This window comes from Streptomyces yongxingensis (genome assembly GCF_055597465.1).
In genome coordinates this window covers 1,547,308-1,564,523 of record NZ_CM145717.1, presented here as the reverse complement: position 1 = coordinate 1,564,523, position 17,216 = coordinate 1,547,308, and the positions used below count along the sequence as shown (strand labels likewise).

The window sequence follows — 17,216 nt, the reverse complement described above, 5'->3', positions numbered from 1 at the left end:
GTCACCGCTTCCTGGCCGGCTCGCCCCGCGGCGCCGAGACCTCCACGAGTTCCGCCTGCCCCTTGGCGGTGAGGCGCAGGATGGGAATCGCCTTGTTGCGCGGATTGCCGTCGTTCTCGAACGAGATGAACCCGCTCGCCCCCGGCACCTGCTGACGCGTGTTCATATGGTGGAACATCCGCGCCACCGATTCCCCGGTCACCTTGCCCAGCGCCGCCATCTGGATGCCCTGGGCGGCGGTGAGCACCGCGTCATGCGCCATGATGGCCTGGCCGTCCTGGCGCTGGTCGTCGGGGAACCACTCGTCCAGCGACCCGCCCGGCTGGAAGTGGCGGGACGAGGGACCGGAGACGGAGTGGGAGTCCTCTTTCCACATATCGGGGTGCGCCAGACCCGTGTAGAGAACCCGCACCTTGTTCTCGGCGGCGTGGGCGAGGTCCTCGGCGGTGAGGTTGGAGGTGTCGTCACCGGTGATCACCATGAACTGCCGCTCCTGACAGGGCCGGTTGGCGATCGCGTCCAGGAACCGGGTGAGGTGCTTGCCGCGGCCCGCGAAGAAGACCGCCTGCGGCTTCTGGTCGCACAGCTGCCCCGGCATGATGCCCAGCTCGTTCTGCCAGGTGCCGGGCACCGAGGAGTCATAGGGCATCCGGTCCGCCACCAGCCGGTGGCCCTTCATGTCCTGGAAGACCTTGGTGAAGGCGTCACCCAGCGTCTTGGCGTAGTCATTTTCCGCCGAGTCGTCCTGGACCACCACCGCCGTCCTGACCTTTTCCTTCTTCAGATAGGCGGCGGCGGCGTACGCCTCGTCCACATTGGTCGGGGAAACCCGGACGAATCCCTTGATGCCCTGGAAGTTGGTGGCCGTCATGGTGCTGGCGACCAGGGCGAGACCGTTCTTGGACAGCTTCCTCAGCGCGTCGAGATTCTGAGTGTCGCTGGGGCCGAGCCCGGTGACCGCTACCAGCTTGTCGCCTGAGGTCTTCCGGTCGATCAGCTCGTCGACGGTGTGTTCCCAGTGGGCCGCGCTGCTGCCCATATTGGCGATCAGCAGCTTGATCTTGGGGGAGGAGGAGAGGTCTCCGCGGTTGTGCCGGACCTGTGCCAGATACGCCCCCTCCAACTCGTGCCGGACCGACTCCTCGGAGTTGCTGTCGTCGTGAGTCAGCGTGAAGGAGGTCATATAGGCGACGCTGACGTACTGCTCCTTGCCGGCGTTCCTCTCCACCTGGTCGTTCTCCTCCTTGATCTTCTCCTCCACGCGCTTCAGATGTCCGGCGAAAACGTACGAGCCGTCGGTGACGCCCACGCACTCGCGGTCGTCGCCCATCTTGACGACGCCGTCGCCGCACCGCGCCCGCTTCTCCTCGAACCAGTTCACGGTGAGCGGGACCGCCACCGCGAGCACGGCGACGACGATCACGCCGATCACCACTCGGCGCACGATGTGCAGCGGCCATTCCAGTCTCGGCACCGGTCTCACCCCTCGCCCGCGCGCGTCAGCGGATGGCGCCAGTGGCGGTACCGCTCCGCCTCGTTGAACAGGGCCACGATGTCGTTCCTCCGCAGTCGTGAGAGCTGGTTGAAACCGTCGGCGATCATGTCGTTCAGCCGCATCCCGGGGTCGGCGAGCGGATCGCTCCACACCCAGCGCACCGTGATCAGCTCCCGGATCACCGAGGCGGTGGTGACCGCCTCCGGGGGCTCGTCCGGGGCGAGGTCGGCGAGCAGCTCCAGCGGTCCGCCGGCCTGGCCCAGCCGGTTGGGGGCGGCCGTGATGGTGTTGAACTCAGCTATCCACTGCGCCGCGGGCACTGCCGGGAAGCGCTCCACCAGATACCCGGTCACCTCGTCGATCCGCTCCGCCGCCAGCCGGTGGTACATCTCCTGGACCGGGCGGCCCTCGGACCTGAAGTGCTCGGCCAGCAGTTCGTGCACCGCGTCCCAGTCGTCCGGACGCCCGGCCAGCCGCCACAGCAACAGCCGCCGCAGCCAGGGGTGGAGGGCCGGGGTCATCGTGCCCGGGCTGTCCAGCAGCCAGCGGGCGCGGACCTCGCCGAACAGCGAGTCGCCCGAGCCCAGCAGCCGGGTGCCGATGGACAGGTCGCGCGCCGCGGCGCACTCCTCCAGCGCCGCCCGCCGCGCGGGGTCGAAACCGCGCAGCAGATGGTCCAGCGCGGCCTCCGCCAGCGTCCGGGTGTCCTCGCCCTCCCGCGGCGTACGGTCCGGCAGGGTGCGCAGCCAGCGGTCCTGCTCGGCACCGTCCTCGACGGGCACGGACGAGTGCCGGAGCAGCTCCAGGACCAGGCTGACCGCCCGGGGGAGCCCCGCGGTCAGCCGGTGGACGAAGGGCGCGAGCCGGGTGAACGGCGCGAGGTCGGGGTGGTGGCGCAGCTCCAGCTCGATCCGGATGCGCACCTCGTCCAGATTGAGGTCGCGCAGCCGCAGCGGATACCACCAGGTGTCATCGCTGTCCCGGCCCGGCCGGTGCTCGCTCCAGTCCGCCAGGGAGGCCCGGTCCGGGCCGCGCAGCCGCCACGGCCACTGATCGCCGGTGGCCGGGCCCCAGCGGGGCAGCCACCGGTTGGAGCTCGCCACGACGGTGAGCGGATCGCAGTCGGCGCCCGCCACCACGGCGTCGTCATGGCGGGCCCGGATCAGCAGATCGAGGAAGCGACGGCCGTACTCGGTATGGGAGTTGTCGAGCAGCAGCAGATACGAGCGGGGCATGAACGAGTGGCGGACATTGCCGCGCATGTCCTCGAGCAGGGCCGAGAACAGCACCCGGTCCAGCCGCTCCTGATCGTCCTCGTCCCCGTCGTGGCGCCACAGGTTGAGCTCGACCAGCGCCTCCCACGGATCCCGGCTCTGCAGCAGCGGATGGCCGCCGTACCAGGCCGCGCTGCTGGTGAACTTGCGGCCCGGCAGCCGCCTCCGGCCGCGCCGCAGCGCGTCCCGCAGCAGCGCGAGCGCCGCCGTGGAGGCGCCGTCGGGAGCGCCCACGGCGCCTCCGGCCACCTCGAAGAAGGCGGCGAGATAGTCGCCGTAGCGCGCCTCCGCCTGCTCCTGGAACGCGTCCAGCTCCCGCCGGATGTTGCGCCGCCCCTCCGCCAGGCTCGTCATCCGCAGCTGATGGTCCGAGGCGAGCAGACCGAGCGTCAGCCGCGGGAAGTGCGAGCGGCGGTAGCGCGGCAGCTTGCGCTCCAGCTGGCGCGCGAGCAGCGCCAGGGCGTACCGCGGCAGCAGGGACTGCTCACCGCCGAGATTGACATACGCGAACGGCGTCTCGGGGCCCAACTGCTCCATCAGCGCGCCATGAGCGTCGCTGGCCCCACTGCCGCGCGGCCCCAACAGCATGATCACCGGCCGCTCGGCCGTGGGTTCCAGCCTGAGACACTCCCCGACCAGGCTGATGATCCCGCTGCGGCCTCTTAAGCCCACACCCATTCCGGATTCCGCCACGTGCCCCCGTCCCCCCGTTCAGGCCCCCCGTCGGCAACTAGGGGTCCTTTACCCACATTCACCCCTTCGATAGCGGGCCTTTCCCCAACGTACTCCGACTACGGGCGGCGCCGACATCCCTTTCCCCGCGTTGGGTTCGACCGGGCGCCAGGCGCCGCCCCCTGCTCAGCGCCCCCTGCCCAGCGCCCCCGGCTCAGCGGCGGAAGATCTCCAGCCGGGTGGGCGCGGGCCGCCCCGGCGCGGGCAGGCCGAGGCCGCGGCGCCCCGGGGTGATCGACCCCAGCACGCTGGCATGGCGGGCGCCGGTGCAGCTCGGCACCGTACCGGCCAGCCCATGGGCGGTCAGGAAGGCGAGGACGGCGAAGGCGTACGCCTCCTTGGCCGCCGCCGGAAGGCCGAGGTCATCGGAGGTCCGCAGCGCGATGGGACCCAGCTCCCGGCGCAGCGCCCCCATCAGGGTGGGGTTGCGGGTGCCGCCGCCCGAGGCGATCACCTCGGTGGCATGCACCGACCGCACCGCGTCGGCCACCGTCCGGGCCGTCAGCTCGGTGACGGTGGCGACCACGTCATCGTCCGGCACCGGGCCCGTGGCGGCCAGGGCCGCCCGCAGATAGGGCGCGTGGAACAGCTCCTTGCCGGTGGTCTTCGGCGCGGGCAGCGCATAGTACGGCTCGGCGAGCAGCCGCTCCAGCAGCGGCTCGTGGACGGTGCCGCGCGCCGCCATGGCGCCGTCCGCGTCATGGTCCAGCCGGCCGCCCGTCAGATCGCCGACCGCCGCGTCGATGAGCGCGTTCGCCGGGCCGGTGTCGAAGGCCACCGGATCGCCGGCGCCGGCGACCGCCGTGATGTTGGCGATCCCGCCCAGGTTCAGGGCGGCACACACACCGGGCCGCCCGCGCAGCCACAGGGCGTCCACCAGGCTGACCAGGGGAGCGCCCTGGCCGCCCGCGGCCACATCGCGGGTGCGCAGATCGGAGACCACCGGGCAGCCGGTGGCCTCGGCGATCCAGGCGGGCCGGCCGAGCTGGAGCGTCCCGTGCACCCGCCCGCCCTCGGCCCAGTGGTACACCGTCTGGCCGTGGGAGCCGATGAGGTCCGTACGCCCCTCGCACAGCTCCCGGTCGGCGCGGACGGCGAGCGCGGCGAACGCCTGGCCGATCCGGGTGTCGAGCGCGCACACGTCCCGCATGGTGGTGGCCGCCGGGGGCAGCGCGGCGCTCAGCGCCGACCGCAGCGCCTCCGGATACGCCGCGCTGACCAGCCCCAGGGGCGCCAGCACCACGGTGTCTCCGTCGAGCACCAGATCGGCTGCCGCGGCGTCCACCGCGTCATGGGACGTGCCCGACATCAGACCGATCACCCGCATGATGTCTCCTCCTCCCGCTCGGCCGCCGTCGTGGCCCGCGCCGCGTCGGGCAGCGCGCCGCGGTGGTTCTCCCCGCGCAGGGTGAACAGGGCGACCACGCTGACGGCGCAGGTCACCGCCACGTAGTAGGCCGGGATGTCGACCTCGCCGGTGTGCTTGATCACCTCGGTGATGATGAGCCCCGCGCATCCGGAGAACACGGCGTTGGACAGCGCGTACGCCAGTCCCAGACCCGTGTAGCGGACCCGGGTCGGGAACATCTCGGCGAGCATGGCCGGACCGGGCCCCGCCATCAGGCCCACCACCACGCCCGCCACGAAGACCGCCGCCCCTTGACCCCATGCCGAAATGCCCGGCTCCTGCAGGACATTGAGCAGCGGGAAGGCCAGCACCACCACCAGCGCGGCCCCGGTCAGCATCACCGGCCGCCGCCCGATCCGGTCGCTGAGCAGCCCCGCCGGGAGGATGGAGAGCGCGAAACCCGCGTTGGCCACCACGGTGGCGACCAGCGCCTGCTGGAAGGTGGCGTTCAAGGTGGCCTGGAGATACGAGGGCATGACGACCAGGAAGGTGTAACCGGCCGCCGCCCAGCCCATGATGCGCGCGGCCCCCATGACGATGGCCCCGGCCACCTCACGCGGGTCCGCCACCCGCTCCGGCCCGGCGGCTGATGCTGTGCTGGTGTCCCCGTCCGCCGCCACGCGGAAGAACGGGGTCTCCTCCAGCCTCAGCCGCAGCCACAGGGCGACCAGCCCGATCGGCAGGGTCAGCAGGAACGGCAGCCGCCACCCCCAGTCGCCCAGCGAAGCCTCGCTCATCACGGTGGCCAGCACCGCCGCCACCCCGGCCCCGGCCAGCAGCCCCAGCGCCACGGTGAACGACTGCCACGCCCCGTACAGCCCGCGCCGGCCCGGCGGAGCGAACTCCGTCATGATCGCCACCGCACCGCCGAACTCCCCGCCCGCGGACAGACCTTGGACGATCCGCAAAAGGGTGAGCAGCCAGGGCGCGGCCGCGCCCAGCGTGTCGTACGTGGGCAGCGCTCCGATGAGCGTCGTGGCGCCGGTCATCAGCAGCAGCACCAGGATCAGCGTGGGCCGGCGCCCGATCCGGTCGCCGACCCGGCCGAAGACGGCGGCGCCGATGGGGCGGAAGAAGAAGGCGATCCCGAAGGAGGCGTAGGTCTTGACCAGGCCCTCGAGCTCGCTGCCGCCGTCGGGGGTGAAGAAGTTCGCGGCGATGATCGTCGCGAAGAAGCCGTAGACACCGAACTCGTACCACTCGATGAAGTTGCCGACCGAACCGGCCACCAGCGCACGGCGCGGGGCCCGCCCGGCAAGGCGCTCGCTGGGATCCGTTGGGGACGTCGTCACATCCGGGCCCTTTCAGCCGTCACCGCCAGGGGGATGTGATGTCCGTACCCGTCAGGGAGCGCGGTTACCGGTGCGAGTGGGGCCCCAGCGGCGCTCGAGGTCTGAGCAGCTCCCGTACGCCCCGATGTGCTGGTCGGCCGTGTCAGCCGCGCAGCACCGCGTTGCACTCCCGCTGGAGCGCGATGTCCTGCCACATCGGGTGCTGGGGCGCCGCGTTGGAGCACACCACCGCGCCCCACGCGCCCACCCGCGCCGACTCCTCGACGGCGCGGCGGCAGAACGCGGCCCCCACCGGGCCCTCCTCGAAGGTCCCGTGCAGCGGGGTGTAGCCGATCCAGCCCTCGCCGAAGACCAGCGGGACCCCGCTTCCGGCGGCCCAGTCCGCGGCCGCCTCGATCCAGGTGACCAGCCGCTGGTCCATCGCCAGCCGGTGCACGGCGTAGCGGTCGTACAGCCAGGCGTCCCAGCGCCCGGGGTCGCACCAGTCGTGGACGTAGATCTCCCGGGGACCGACCGTGGTGGCCTCCAGCCGCCAGCGATCGCCGGGCGGAGGAGCCCAGTCGGCCAGATCGGGGGCGCCGGGGCGCAGCAGCTCCCGGCGGACCGCCTCCTGGGGGAAGGGGCGGGCCCGGTCGCGGATGGCGAAGGTGGTCAGCAGCTCGTCCAGCACCCCGTAGACATAGGGGTGGAAGACCGCCACATCCACCTCGCGGGGGACCCCGCGCAGCGAACCGACCGGCACCTTGGCGTAGTTGACCGTGACCGGCCGGTTGGGGTGGCGCTCCTTGAACCGGGCGATCCCCCGCTCCAGCCGCGGCCGCAGGGCGACGACCTTGTCCTGGCCCTCCAGCCCTTCGGTGAGCCGGCTGCCCTGGACCTCGTTGTGCAGCTCGGTGAAGGCGATCCGGTCGTCCAGACCGTGGATCACCAGGAAGTCGATCAGATCGGCCAGCGCGTCCGCGAGCGCCTCGGCGCGCCGCTCGGGATCGACGGCCATCAGCGCGTCGAACCAGGCGCGGTCCTCGCCGAACGACGGGCTCTGCTGGTACTCCCAACTGGAGAGGATGACGAAGCAGTCATGGCGCAGGGCCGCCTCGAACAGCTCGCGCAGCCACGCCCGTCCGTCGATCTCGCCCCCGCCGCCCAGGTCGTACCAGCGCATCCGCTGCCCGTACGCGCCGCCCAGTGCCGACGGCCGCAGCTTGGTCGTGTCCAGCCGGGAGCCGAAGAGCAGGAACGGCATGGCGCAGATGCGCACCGTGTTGTAGCCGCGCGTCACGGCCTCCTCGAAGGCGCGGTCGAGATCGGCGAACGGCTCATCCGGGCCGGTGCGGGTGTACCAGCTGAAGTCCCACAGCGAGATGGTCAGTTTGTCGGGCAGATGCGGCGACAGCGTCACAGGGGGCTCCCCGCGGTCGGCGGCTCGGCGGTGACAAAGACGAGAGATCGGTTCATCGTCCGGGGGTGCCAACGGGCTGTCAAGATGTATTCATAAATAATGGCCGGCGCTGATCCGGGAGTCCGGGGTGCGGCCGGGCCCGCCCGGCGCTGGGCGTGACTCCCCTCCGCGCGACCCGTACGGCGGTCGCGCCGACTGTGTGGGGGCGGTCCCTCAGGCGATCCAGCCGTAGCCGGGCCGTGGCCTGCGCGAGGCCGGGGGCGCGCCCACGCTCTCCAGGTCGTGCTCGGCGGCCCGCACCAGCTGCTGCCCCAGATCGCTGAGCGCCCGCCCGGCCGCGAGCTCATCGCCGATCACGGGCACGTCCTCGTCGTCCGGGTTGCACCGGGCCAGTCCCCGGCCGGTGAGCGCCGTGGACCCGGTGTCCAGCTCCACCCGCGCCCTGGTCCGCCCCTCGTCCTCGGAGAGGTAGAGATGGACCTTCCACTCCACTGTGTGCGACATGATCTGCTCCTCACCTTCCGGCGGCCGCCTCTGGCGCCAGAGGCGGCCGGGCCCCGCGGCGGCGGCCGGAACCCGCTCAGCGGCGGTTCCTGCCGGACCACGCGGGTTCCACCACCTTCCACTCTGCCTCCCATCGTGCGTACCGCCGGCGGTCCAGGGCCCGCCGGACCCGGGCCCGCCCCGTGAACGTGAGCGCGGCCACCGTCGCCGCGGTGATACAGCCCGTGAACCAGCCCATGGTCCGCGCGGTCGAGGGGGAGGAGGGCGGCTGCGCCAGGGCGCCCTCGCGGTTCACCCAGACCCGTACCTCGTCCCCCGAGCCGCCGTCGCCCGCCACCGTGGCGGTGCCCGTACGGCGCTCACCGTCGTCGGCGACCCAGCGCACCCGCGCCTGCCGTGGCTCCCGCACATCGCTGTGGGCCGGGCCGGGTGTGGCATCGGCGAGCCGTGCGGTGATCTGGTGCCGGGCCGAGGTCTCGGCGGCCACGACGCGCATCTGGGAGGCGTGTGCCGCGTACCCCGCGCTGATCGCGGCGGCCGGCAGCCCGACCACGAGGATCAGCACGAACAGCACCGTGCACCAGGTCTGGATCCGGTCCGTCCGGCGGCGCAGCGGGTTGGGCCCCCTGGCCGGACGCTTGAGCAGGGGCGGACGCGGCCCGAATACGCGTCGCGGTCCGTGGGTGTTCATGGTCTGGCCTCCAGCGAGTGCTGACGTCGGCGCGCGGTCGCGCGAGCGTCGGGGTCAGGTGCGCGGGGCGGGCTGATAGGCACCGGGCACCATCCGCGCGCTGATCGCCGTGCGGTTGTAGGCGTTGATCACGACGGCGGCCCAGATCACGGCCGCCACCTGCGGTTCGTCGAAGACCTCGCGGACGGCCGCGTAGACCTCGTCCGGCACGTGGCCGTCCTGGATCGAGGTCACCGCCTCGGTCAGCGCGAGCGCGGCCCGCTCCCGCTCGGTGAAGAACGGGGTCTCCCGCCAGGCGGCGAGGGTGTGGATCCGCTGCTCGGTCTCGCCCTGGGCGCGGGCGTCCTTGGTGTGCATGTCCAGGCAGAAGGCGCAGCCGTTGAGCTGCGAGGCACGGATCCTGACCAGCTCCAGCAGCTCGGGCTCGACCCCCGCCGCCCGGGCGGCCCGCACCGCCGCCCGGTGCAGCTCGCCCATCGCGGCGGACACCTCGGGGGCGAGGCCCTTCAGGTCCAGCCGGGCGGTGGTGCGGGCCGGGGTGGTCGTCGTCATCGGTGAACTCCGTTCGTCGCGATCACGGGATCGGGGCAATCAGGGGATCGGGGCAGTCAGGGGATCGGGGCAGTCAGGGGGTCGGGGCAGTCAGGGGGTCGGGAACGCCGTCGAGCCAGGTCTGCCAGGAGGCGGCGCGCAGCGCCGGGCCCGCCCGCAGCGGGCGGCCCAGCCACGCGGTCACCGGGCGGATCCCGTGCACCGCGTTGACCAGCCACACCTCACGGCCGTCCAGCTCCTGCACGGTGCGGCGGCGGTGCTCGGTGCGGACGCCCAGCTCGGCCGCCCGGTCCTGGATCAGGGCCGAGGTCACACCCGCCAGCAGCGGAAGCTCCGGGGGCGGCAGGCACAGCACGTCGTCCTCCCACCACAGGACGCTCGCCGCCGTGCCCTCCAGCACCAGCCCGGAGGGGGTGGTGAGCAGCAGCTCCTGTGCGCCGCGGGCGGCCGCCCGCTCCCGCAGATGCGCCAGGAGGGAGAGGTCGGGGCCGGTGCGGCGGGGATGCGACCGCGGGTCGAACTCCTCGGTCAGGCACACGGTCACATTGACCGTCCGCGGCGGCGCGGGCCGGACCCGCAGGAACAGCCGGGCCGGTTCCGGACCGGCCAGCTCGACCCGTGGGAACCAGCGCTCGGTGCGGGGCAGGGCGGCGACCGCGTCGCGCCAGAAGCTCTCGATCCGGGCGGGGGAGTCGCCGCTCGCCTCGACGCACGCGGCGACGAACCGGCGGCGGTGGCGGTCGAGACCGCGCACCCGCCCGTCGTCGACCAGCCAGGAGTCGGCGGCCAGCAGCGCGCTGTCCGGCACCGCCCGGGAGGGCATCAGCCCGCCGTCCTCGCGCCACATCAGCGTCCACTGCTTCTGGTCCGAGGCGTCGGCGTGACCGATGTTCTGTGTGGCGACCATGTCCGCTTCCACGTCTCCGTCCCGATGCGCTCGATGTCCCGATGTCCGATGCCGTGCTGCCCCGATGTCTTACGTCCGCGTTCCGCTGTTCCGCTGTTCCGTTGTCCGGCCGGATTCCTAGCCGCGCTCGCTGGATTGCCGGTCAATAGCCGCGCGCCGGGCCACCACGGGGGCCGTAGGGGGCGCGTTCCAGCCACTCCCCGCAGCGGGGGACCACCGGGGACAGGGCGGCCGCCGCGCGCTGGGTCGCCCGCTTCCACGGCCGGGGCCGCAGATGGTCCAGGGCCGCTCCGGCGGCCTCGCTGTTGTAGAGGGCCGCGCTCCGGCGGGCGGAGGCGTACCCGGCCACCGTTGCGGGTCCCCGCGATGGCTCGGAGCATGCCGCCGACACCGCCTCCGCCGCCGCGACGGCGTCCGCGATCCCGCTGTTCATCCCGCGGGCCCCGAAGGGCGGGAACAGATGCGCCGCCTCGCCCGCCAGCAGCACCCGGCCGGACGGGTCCGCGAACGACGCGGCGACCTTGCGCAGGAAGTGGTACCGCGACACCCACAGCACCCGGTGGGCGCAGTCCTCGCCCACCAGCCGGGGCAGCCAGCGGCGCGCCGCCTTCTCGGTGCCGAAGGACTCCGGGGGATCGTCCGCGCAGCACTGCAGATCGATCTGGAAGCCCCCGGTGAACGGCACCCGCAGCACGGTGCGGCCGCCGGTGCCCGGGTGCTCGTAGTGGAAGACCCGCTCGACCGGCAGGTCCCCGCCGGGCGGATCCGCCACGTCCACGACCACGTGGTAGCCATCGGACCGGGTGCCCTCCAGCGGGATGCCCAGCGCCGTGCGCACCCCCGAACGGGCCCCGTCGGCGGCGATGACATGGCCGGCCGTCCAGCTCGCGCCGGCCCTGTCGGTCACCGTCACCTCGTCGCCCTCCGCGCGCACCTCGTTCACCTCGGCGTCGAAGCGGAACTCCACGCCGGCCTCCGCACACGCCTCGTGGAGGAACCGCTCGGTGTCCACCTGACGCAGGCTGGTGAACGCGGGCAGGGCCGCGGCCCCGTCCCCGGAGGCCCGCGGAAAGGTCTGCGCGAACACCTCGCGGCCGCGGTAGAGGGTGCGCCGGGTGCGCCAGGTGGTTCCGTACGCCGCGATCCGCGCGCCCAGCCCCGGGCGGGCCCGCTCCAGCAGCCGCAGCGACCGCCGGTGGACGAACAGCGCGCGGCTCCCCGGCCGCACCCGGTCCCGCGCCCCGGCCTCCAGCACCAGGACCGGCAGCCCGGCGGCGCGCAGGGCGAGCGCCGCCGTCATCCCGACCGGCCCGGCGCCCACCACCAGAACCGGGCCGCCGTCCTTACCCGCCGCCATGTCAGCCACCGACCGGTGCGGTGGACAGGGTGGGCAGCTCACCCGCGGCGAGCTGCCGGGCGATCTCCAGCCGCTTGATCTTCCAGGTGGCGGTGCGCGGCAGATCCTCGAAGCGGCACTGCACCGGCTCGGCCAGCGCCGGGAGATCCTCGGTCGCCCGCCGCCAGCTGTCGGGGTCCAGCGGCTGGTTCCCCCGGGTGCACACCACCGGTACCGGCTCGCGCCCCGGGCCGTGGACGATGATCACTTCCCGCAGGTCGGCGAACCGCGACAGCAGCTCGTCCTCCACCTCCAGCGTGCTGTCCACGGTGGAGATCTGGTCCACCTCGCGGTCCAGCAGATACAGCGCGCCCCACCGGTCGCGGTAACCCATGTCGCCCATCCGCCACCAGCCCCGGTCCACCTGCCGGGCGTAACTCTCCGGCGCGCCGAGATAGGTGAGGATCCGGCCGCGGGTGCGGGCCTCGATGGCCCCCGTCGCACCCGGCGGGCACGTGCGGCCCCGCTCGTCCACCACCCGGATCCGGGTGAACCCCGGGATGCCGGTGCCCACCCGCCGGGCCGCCACCCGGTCCGCGCCCCGCCGGGTGTACCAGCCGAAGGCGATGGGCCCGGTCTCGCTCTGCCCGTACAACTGCATCAGCCGGGGGTCGCGGCGCCGGGACGCGGCGAGCAGCCGCCGCACCGTCCGGGGGTGAATGGCGTCGAACGTGGAGCCGTACGCCCGGACGTTGGACAGCGGGCCGTTCGGCGCGTCGGCCAGGTCCTCCCACAGCACATAGGTGTTGGGATGCGTCTCCACGATGCCGGGGCGGTGCGCCGCCAGCAGCGGGCCGGCGTGGGCCGGGTCGGGGTCGACGAGCAGCAGCAGCGGGCTGCCGAAGTGCAGCAGTACGCCCAGCAGATGGTAGAAGCGGGAGTGGACGAACGACATGTGCAGCGCGGCCGCCTCCCCGCGGGTGGCCCGGCCGAGCGCCTGCTGGGGCACCAGCCGGTTCCACATGGTGTGCGGGCAGTGCACGGCCAGCTTCGGTAGGCCGGTGGTCCCCGAGCTGTGGGTGATCAGCGAGGGCTCCCGGGGGTGGAGCCGGATGGCCGGGCGGCGCGGCACCCCGGCGAGGGCGGCCAGCGCGATGGTGTTCCCGGGCCCCTCGTCCACCGTCAGCACGCCCCTGGCCAGGGTGGTGTCCACCGTGCTCAGCGTGGACGTGAGCGTCGCCCGGTCGGTGATCAGCCAGGGGGCGTGCAGCCGGTCCAGCAGCACCGCGGCCACCTGCCCGTCCAGTGAGGGCGACAGCAGCGCCGGGACGGCGCCGATCCGGGAGACGGCACAGGTCAGCAGCACGATGTCGACGTTGTCGCCCTTGAGGATCGCCACATGCTCACTCGGGCGGACCCCCGCCGACCACAGCCGGGCGGCCAGGTCGTCGATCAGATCGGCCAGTTCGGTGTAGCAGAGGTCGGTACCGGCGTCGGGGGCGACGTCCAGTGGCCGGTCCAGGGTCACCCTGACCCTGCCGTGCCGGGCCGCAGCCTCCTGGAACATCAGCCCCAGATAGAACCCGCGCTCGGGGAGAAGCCGCTGCAACATATCGAGGTCCTCATCGTTCGAAGTCGGTCAGGGGGCCGCGCGCTCGGGCGCGGCCGGCAAGCCGGTTTGACCCGTCACCAGCGGCCGGTGCGGACGACATGGCGCCGCAGCTTTCCCGTCGGGGTGCGCGGCAGCGAGGCCACCAGGCGCACGGTGCGCGGCGCCTTGTAGGCGGCGAGACGCCGCCGGGCCAGCGCGATCAGATCGGCCGTCAGCATCTCCTGGTCCACCGCCGGGCCGCCCGGGTCGCCCGAGCCGTCCGGGTGGGCCGCCCGGCCACCCGGGTGCGCCGCCGGTACGACATAGGCGCGCAGCCGGGTCGCGCCCCGCTCGTCGGGGACGGCCGCCACCGCCACCTCCCGCACCGACGGGTGCTGCCGCAGCACCTCCTCGACCTCCAGCGGCGACACGGTGATCCCACCGACCATCTCCAGGTCGTCCACCCGGCCCAGATGGCGATAGGTCCCGTCGCGCTCGCGCCGGGCCCGGTCCCGGGTGGCGAGCCAACCGCCGTCCTCCGGGCGGCCGGTGACCACCGTCGGGCCCCGCACCCACAGCTCGCCCTCGGCCGAGCCGTCCGCGCCGTCCGCCACCACCGCGCCCCCGCCGTCCCGCAGCTCCAGCTCGAAGTGGGGCACCGGACGGCCGAGGGTGCCGGGGACGTTGTCCCACACCGTGTTGGCGCAGAAGGCGTGGCCCGCCTCGGTGGAGCCGATCTGCTCCAGCACCGGTGCGCCGAGCAGCTCACCGACTCGCTCGCCGAGGGCGGGCGGCAGCCCCTCGCCGGCGCTGACCGCGGCGCGGACGGTGGCGAAGCAGGCCGTGTGGCCGGTGCCGCGCTCGTCCACCAGGGCGGCGTACGAGGACGGCACCGAGTACAGCAGGGTCACCCGGTGCCGGGCCACGAGGTCGTCGATGAGGGCAGGGCCGGGGCGGTCCGCGGTGAGCACCGCGGCCGACCCCGAGAAGAGGGGGAAGGCGAAGGCGTTCCCGAAGCCGTAGGCGTAGAACAGTTTGGACACCGAGAACGACACGTCCGCCGGGCCGACGTCCAGCACCTCCTGCCCGACCAGGTCGTGATAGGCGGCCACATCGCCATGGCTGTGGACTACCGCCTTGGGGCGGCCGGTGGTCCCGGAGGTGTACTGGACGTACAGCGGGGTGGCGGCCGTCACCGGCTCGGCCGCCGGGGCCGGGGCCGCCGAGCCCAGCGTGGCGGGCGGGCCGGTCAGGGCCGACAACTGGTCGGCGCCCAGCCAGGGGACGCCGTCGAAGTGGTCCTGGAGATCGGGGCCGGAGACGGCCAGCGCGGCGCGCGAGTCCTCGGCCATGTAGCGGTGGTCGTCCGCGGTGAGCGCGGGGTTGACCAGCACCGCCACGGCGCCCAGCCGGGCGGCGGCCAGAAACGTGGTCACCCACATGATGCCGTCGGGCAGAGCCAGCAGCACCCGGTCACCGGCCGCCACCCCCCGGCCCGCCAGCACGGTGGCCGCGCGCTCGGCGCGGTCGTGGACCTCGCCGTGGGTCCAGACCCGGTGGCCCTCGAGGAAGGCGGTCCGGACGGACCAGCCGCGGCGGTCCGCGAGCGCCGCGAGATGCGCGGCCACATTGGCCGCGACCGTGGGCCCGGCGGGCAGGGGCGGGGCGGACACCGACACGGCCGTCACCGGCCGAGCTCCTTCGCCGCGGGAGCGGGCGGCGCCACGGCGGCGGCCACCAGCAGATCGCCGATCTCCCCGCCGGACGCGGGCTCCACGGCCTGGTAGGCGCGCATGGTGGCGGCGGTCTTCAGCAGCATCTCCTCGTACTCCTCGGCCGGATCGGAATCGAGAACGATGGCGCCGCCCGCGCCGATGTGCATCCGGCCGCCGGTGAACACGGCCGTGCGGATGACGATGTTGAGGTCGGCCGCGCCATTGCAGCTGAGGTAGCCGAGCGCGCCGGAGTACACACCGCGGGCCTCGGTCTCCAGCGAGTCGATGATCTCCAGGGTGCGGGTCTTGGGCGCGCCGGTCATGGAGCCGCCCGGGAAGCAGGCCCGGACGCAGTCGACGGAGGTGGTCTCCGGGCGCAGCCGGCCGCGCACGGTGGAGACCAACTGGTGGACGGTGGCGTAGGTCTCGGTGTTCATCAGCCGCGGCACATACACACTGCCCGACGCGCACACCCGCCCCAGGTCGTTGCGGAGCAGGTCCACGATCATCAGGTTCTCCGCGCGGGCCTTGGGGCTGGAGGCGAGGGCGGCCAGCGCCCGCGCGTCCTTCTCCGGGTTCTGGCCGCGCGGGGCGGTGCCCTTGATCGGCTTGGCCTCGGCGGTGCCCTCGGAGGTGATGCGCAGAAAGCGCTCGGGGGAGGCGCAGGCCACATCGGTGCCGTCGAACCGCAGATAGGCGGCGTACGGCGCCGGGTTGAACCGCCGCAGGGCCCGGTAGAAGGCGTAGGAGTCGCTCGGGGCGGGCAGCCAGGCGGAGTTGGTCAGGCAGATCTCGTAGCTGACCCCGGCGCGCAGCTCCCGCAGACATGCCTCGATCGAGGCCAGATACCGCTCCCGGTCCCGCACCAGCCAGGGCTCCACGGCGGCCGTGGTGGGGAGGGCGGGCGGTTGCGGGGCGGGCCCGGTGAGCGTCGGCACCCCGCTGAGCACGGTCACGGTGGTGTCCAGCCAGTCCTTCGCCTCCCGGTGGCCGTCGGGGGTGTCCTCGGCGAGGCAGCAGATGTAGGTGACGCCCTCCTGGTGGTCGACGGCGACGAACCGGTCGGCGAAGAGCCAGCAGGCGTCCGGGGTGGAGGCCCGGTGGCGGTTGGGGAAGCCGCAGTCGGCCTTGAGTTCGTAGCCGAAGTAGCCCACATAGCCGCCGGTGAAGTCGAAGGGCAGGTCGGGGGCCTTGATCCGGCGGCGGGTCAGCTCCCGCTTGAGGTAGTCGAAGACGCTGCCCTCGACCCGGACGGCGGGCCCTCCCGACCGCTCGACCTCGCACACGCCGGTGTCGGTGTCGTAGCGGACGAACTCGGCGAGCGGGCCCGTGCCGTCCCCGAGGAAGGAGAAGCGGGCCTCGCCGGACTCGGCGCGCGAGCTGTCGAGCCAGAACGCGTGCGGCGCCTCGGCGTACAGCCGGGTGAAGGCCGCCTCGGTGTCGGTGGCGTCGGCCAGCCACCGGGCGTGCAGCCGGTAGACGGGGCCGTCCGGGGGCGTCTGCGCCGGGACCCGCTTCTCGGGGGCGGGTCGCGCGAGCTCCGTTCGGGGGTCTCGGGAGTCCGCTTCGCGGGTGGGCGGGGAGTCCGGCGCGGTGCCCGCCGCGGTCACCTTGGCCTTGGCCGCCGCGGTCGTCTTGGCCTTGGCCGCCGTACGGGCGCGGCGCGGCTCCTCGGCGGAGGCGGGGGTCACGGTGGAGGTCACCGACTCGCCGTTGGCGTGCTCGACGGTCAGATCGCGGAAGTTGCTGAGCATGCGGTGGCCGTATCCGGTCAGCACCGACTCCGGGTGGAACTGGACGCCCCACAGCGGACGGGCCCGGTGCCGCAGCCCCATCAGCACACCGTCCTCGGACCAGGCGATGCCCTGGAGCCCCAGCGGCAGCGGCTCGGCCACGCACAGCGAGTGATAGCGCACGGCCGTGAAGTCCTGCGGAAGGCCGCGGAACAGCCCGCGCCCGCCGTGTTTGATCCGCGACAGATGCCCGTGCTTGGGCTCGGGCGCGGACACCACCCGCGCCTGCGCGCCGAGCGCGATCCCCTGGTGCCCCAGGCACACCCCCAGCACGGGGATGGGCGACCGCTCGATCAGCCGGGCGGTGGCGCCGAAGTCCCGGGGATCCGCCGGATGGCCGGGGCCGGGGGAGAGCACGATGTTGTCGAATGCGGAGAGATCGATGTCCGCGCACTCCGGCGCGTCATGCAGAAGCACCTCCGGTTCCTCGCCGTTGACCTCGGTCAGCAGATGAAAGAGGTTGTACGTGTACGAGTCGTAATGATCGACGAGGAGTGTCCTCAGCGATTCCATCCGGATTTGCCTCC

The 17,216-nt window shown here is 73.2% G+C and carries 13 protein-coding genes; all 13 read right to left on the bottom strand.

Going from position 1 to position 17,216, the window contains the following annotated elements; all coding sequences use genetic code 11:
- Position 1: 1 nt before the first annotated feature.
- Positions 2 to 1,474, bottom strand: a complete 1,473-nt coding sequence (locus tag ACZ6TD_RS06210) for an ABC transporter substrate-binding protein (RefSeq protein ID WP_471351437.1) — start codon at positions 1,472 to 1,474, stop codon at positions 2 to 4.
- 5 nt (positions 1,475 to 1,479) lie between these two features.
- Positions 1,480 to 3,462, bottom strand: a complete 1,983-nt coding sequence (locus tag ACZ6TD_RS06205) for a hypothetical protein (RefSeq protein WP_471351436.1) — start codon at positions 3,460 to 3,462, stop codon at positions 1,480 to 1,482.
- A gap of 193 nt (positions 3,463 to 3,655) precedes the next feature.
- Complete coding sequence (locus ACZ6TD_RS06200) at positions 3,656 to 4,828, bottom strand: anhydro-N-acetylmuramic acid kinase (protein ID WP_471351434.1); 1,173 nt, start codon at positions 4,826 to 4,828, stop codon at positions 3,656 to 3,658.
- The gene (locus ACZ6TD_RS06195) at positions 4,819 to 6,201 is read right to left on the bottom strand and encodes an MFS transporter (protein WP_471351433.1); all 1,383 of its coding nucleotides are present in this window, start codon (positions 6,199 to 6,201) and stop codon (positions 4,819 to 4,821) included. Before ACZ6TD_RS06195 ends, ACZ6TD_RS06200 begins: the two co-directional genes overlap by 10 nt.
- Before the next feature lie 142 nt (positions 6,202 to 6,343).
- Positions 6,344 to 7,600 (bottom strand): cellulase-like family protein, encoded by a 1,257-nt coding sequence (locus ACZ6TD_RS06190; protein ID WP_471351431.1) that lies wholly within the window; start codon positions 7,598 to 7,600, stop codon positions 6,344 to 6,346.
- A gap of 213 nt (positions 7,601 to 7,813) precedes the next feature.
- Positions 7,814 to 8,104: a DUF1876 domain-containing protein gene (locus tag ACZ6TD_RS06185; protein ID WP_470006922.1), complete on the bottom strand. Its 291-nt coding sequence runs from the start codon at positions 8,102 to 8,104 to the stop codon at positions 7,814 to 7,816.
- Between the two features lie 76 nt (positions 8,105 to 8,180).
- Complete coding sequence (locus ACZ6TD_RS06180) at positions 8,181 to 8,795, bottom strand: Rv1733c family protein (protein ID WP_471351430.1); 615 nt, start codon at positions 8,793 to 8,795, stop codon at positions 8,181 to 8,183.
- Positions 8,796 to 8,849: 54 nt separating this feature from the next.
- Complete coding sequence (locus ACZ6TD_RS06175) at positions 8,850 to 9,347, bottom strand: carboxymuconolactone decarboxylase family protein (RefSeq protein WP_164430651.1); 498 nt, start codon at positions 9,345 to 9,347, stop codon at positions 8,850 to 8,852.
- A gap of 73 nt (positions 9,348 to 9,420) precedes the next feature.
- Complete coding sequence (locus ACZ6TD_RS06170) at positions 9,421 to 10,254, bottom strand: aminotransferase class IV (RefSeq protein WP_471351428.1); 834 nt, start codon at positions 10,252 to 10,254, stop codon at positions 9,421 to 9,423.
- A 142-nt stretch (positions 10,255 to 10,396) separates the two neighbouring features.
- On the bottom strand, positions 10,397 to 11,611 hold the full coding sequence (locus tag ACZ6TD_RS06165; protein ID WP_471351427.1) for an FAD-dependent monooxygenase: 1,215 nt from the start codon (positions 11,609 to 11,611) through the stop codon (positions 10,397 to 10,399).
- A gap of 1 nt (position 11,612) precedes the next feature.
- A complete protein-coding gene (locus ACZ6TD_RS06160; protein WP_471351426.1) occupies positions 11,613 to 13,202 on the bottom strand; it encodes a class I adenylate-forming enzyme family protein in 1,590 nt (529 codons plus the stop codon).
- A gap of 74 nt (positions 13,203 to 13,276) precedes the next feature.
- The gene (locus ACZ6TD_RS06155; RefSeq protein ID WP_471351424.1) at positions 13,277 to 14,869 is read right to left on the bottom strand and encodes an AMP-binding protein; all 1,593 of its coding nucleotides are present in this window, start codon (positions 14,867 to 14,869) and stop codon (positions 13,277 to 13,279) included.
- Entirely contained in the window at positions 14,866 to 17,202 is a 2,337-nt protein-coding gene (gene pabB / locus ACZ6TD_RS06150) for an aminodeoxychorismate synthase component I (protein ID WP_471351422.1), read from the bottom strand. Before pabB ends, ACZ6TD_RS06155 begins: the two co-directional genes overlap by 4 nt.
- Positions 17,203 to 17,216 lie beyond the last annotated feature (14 nt).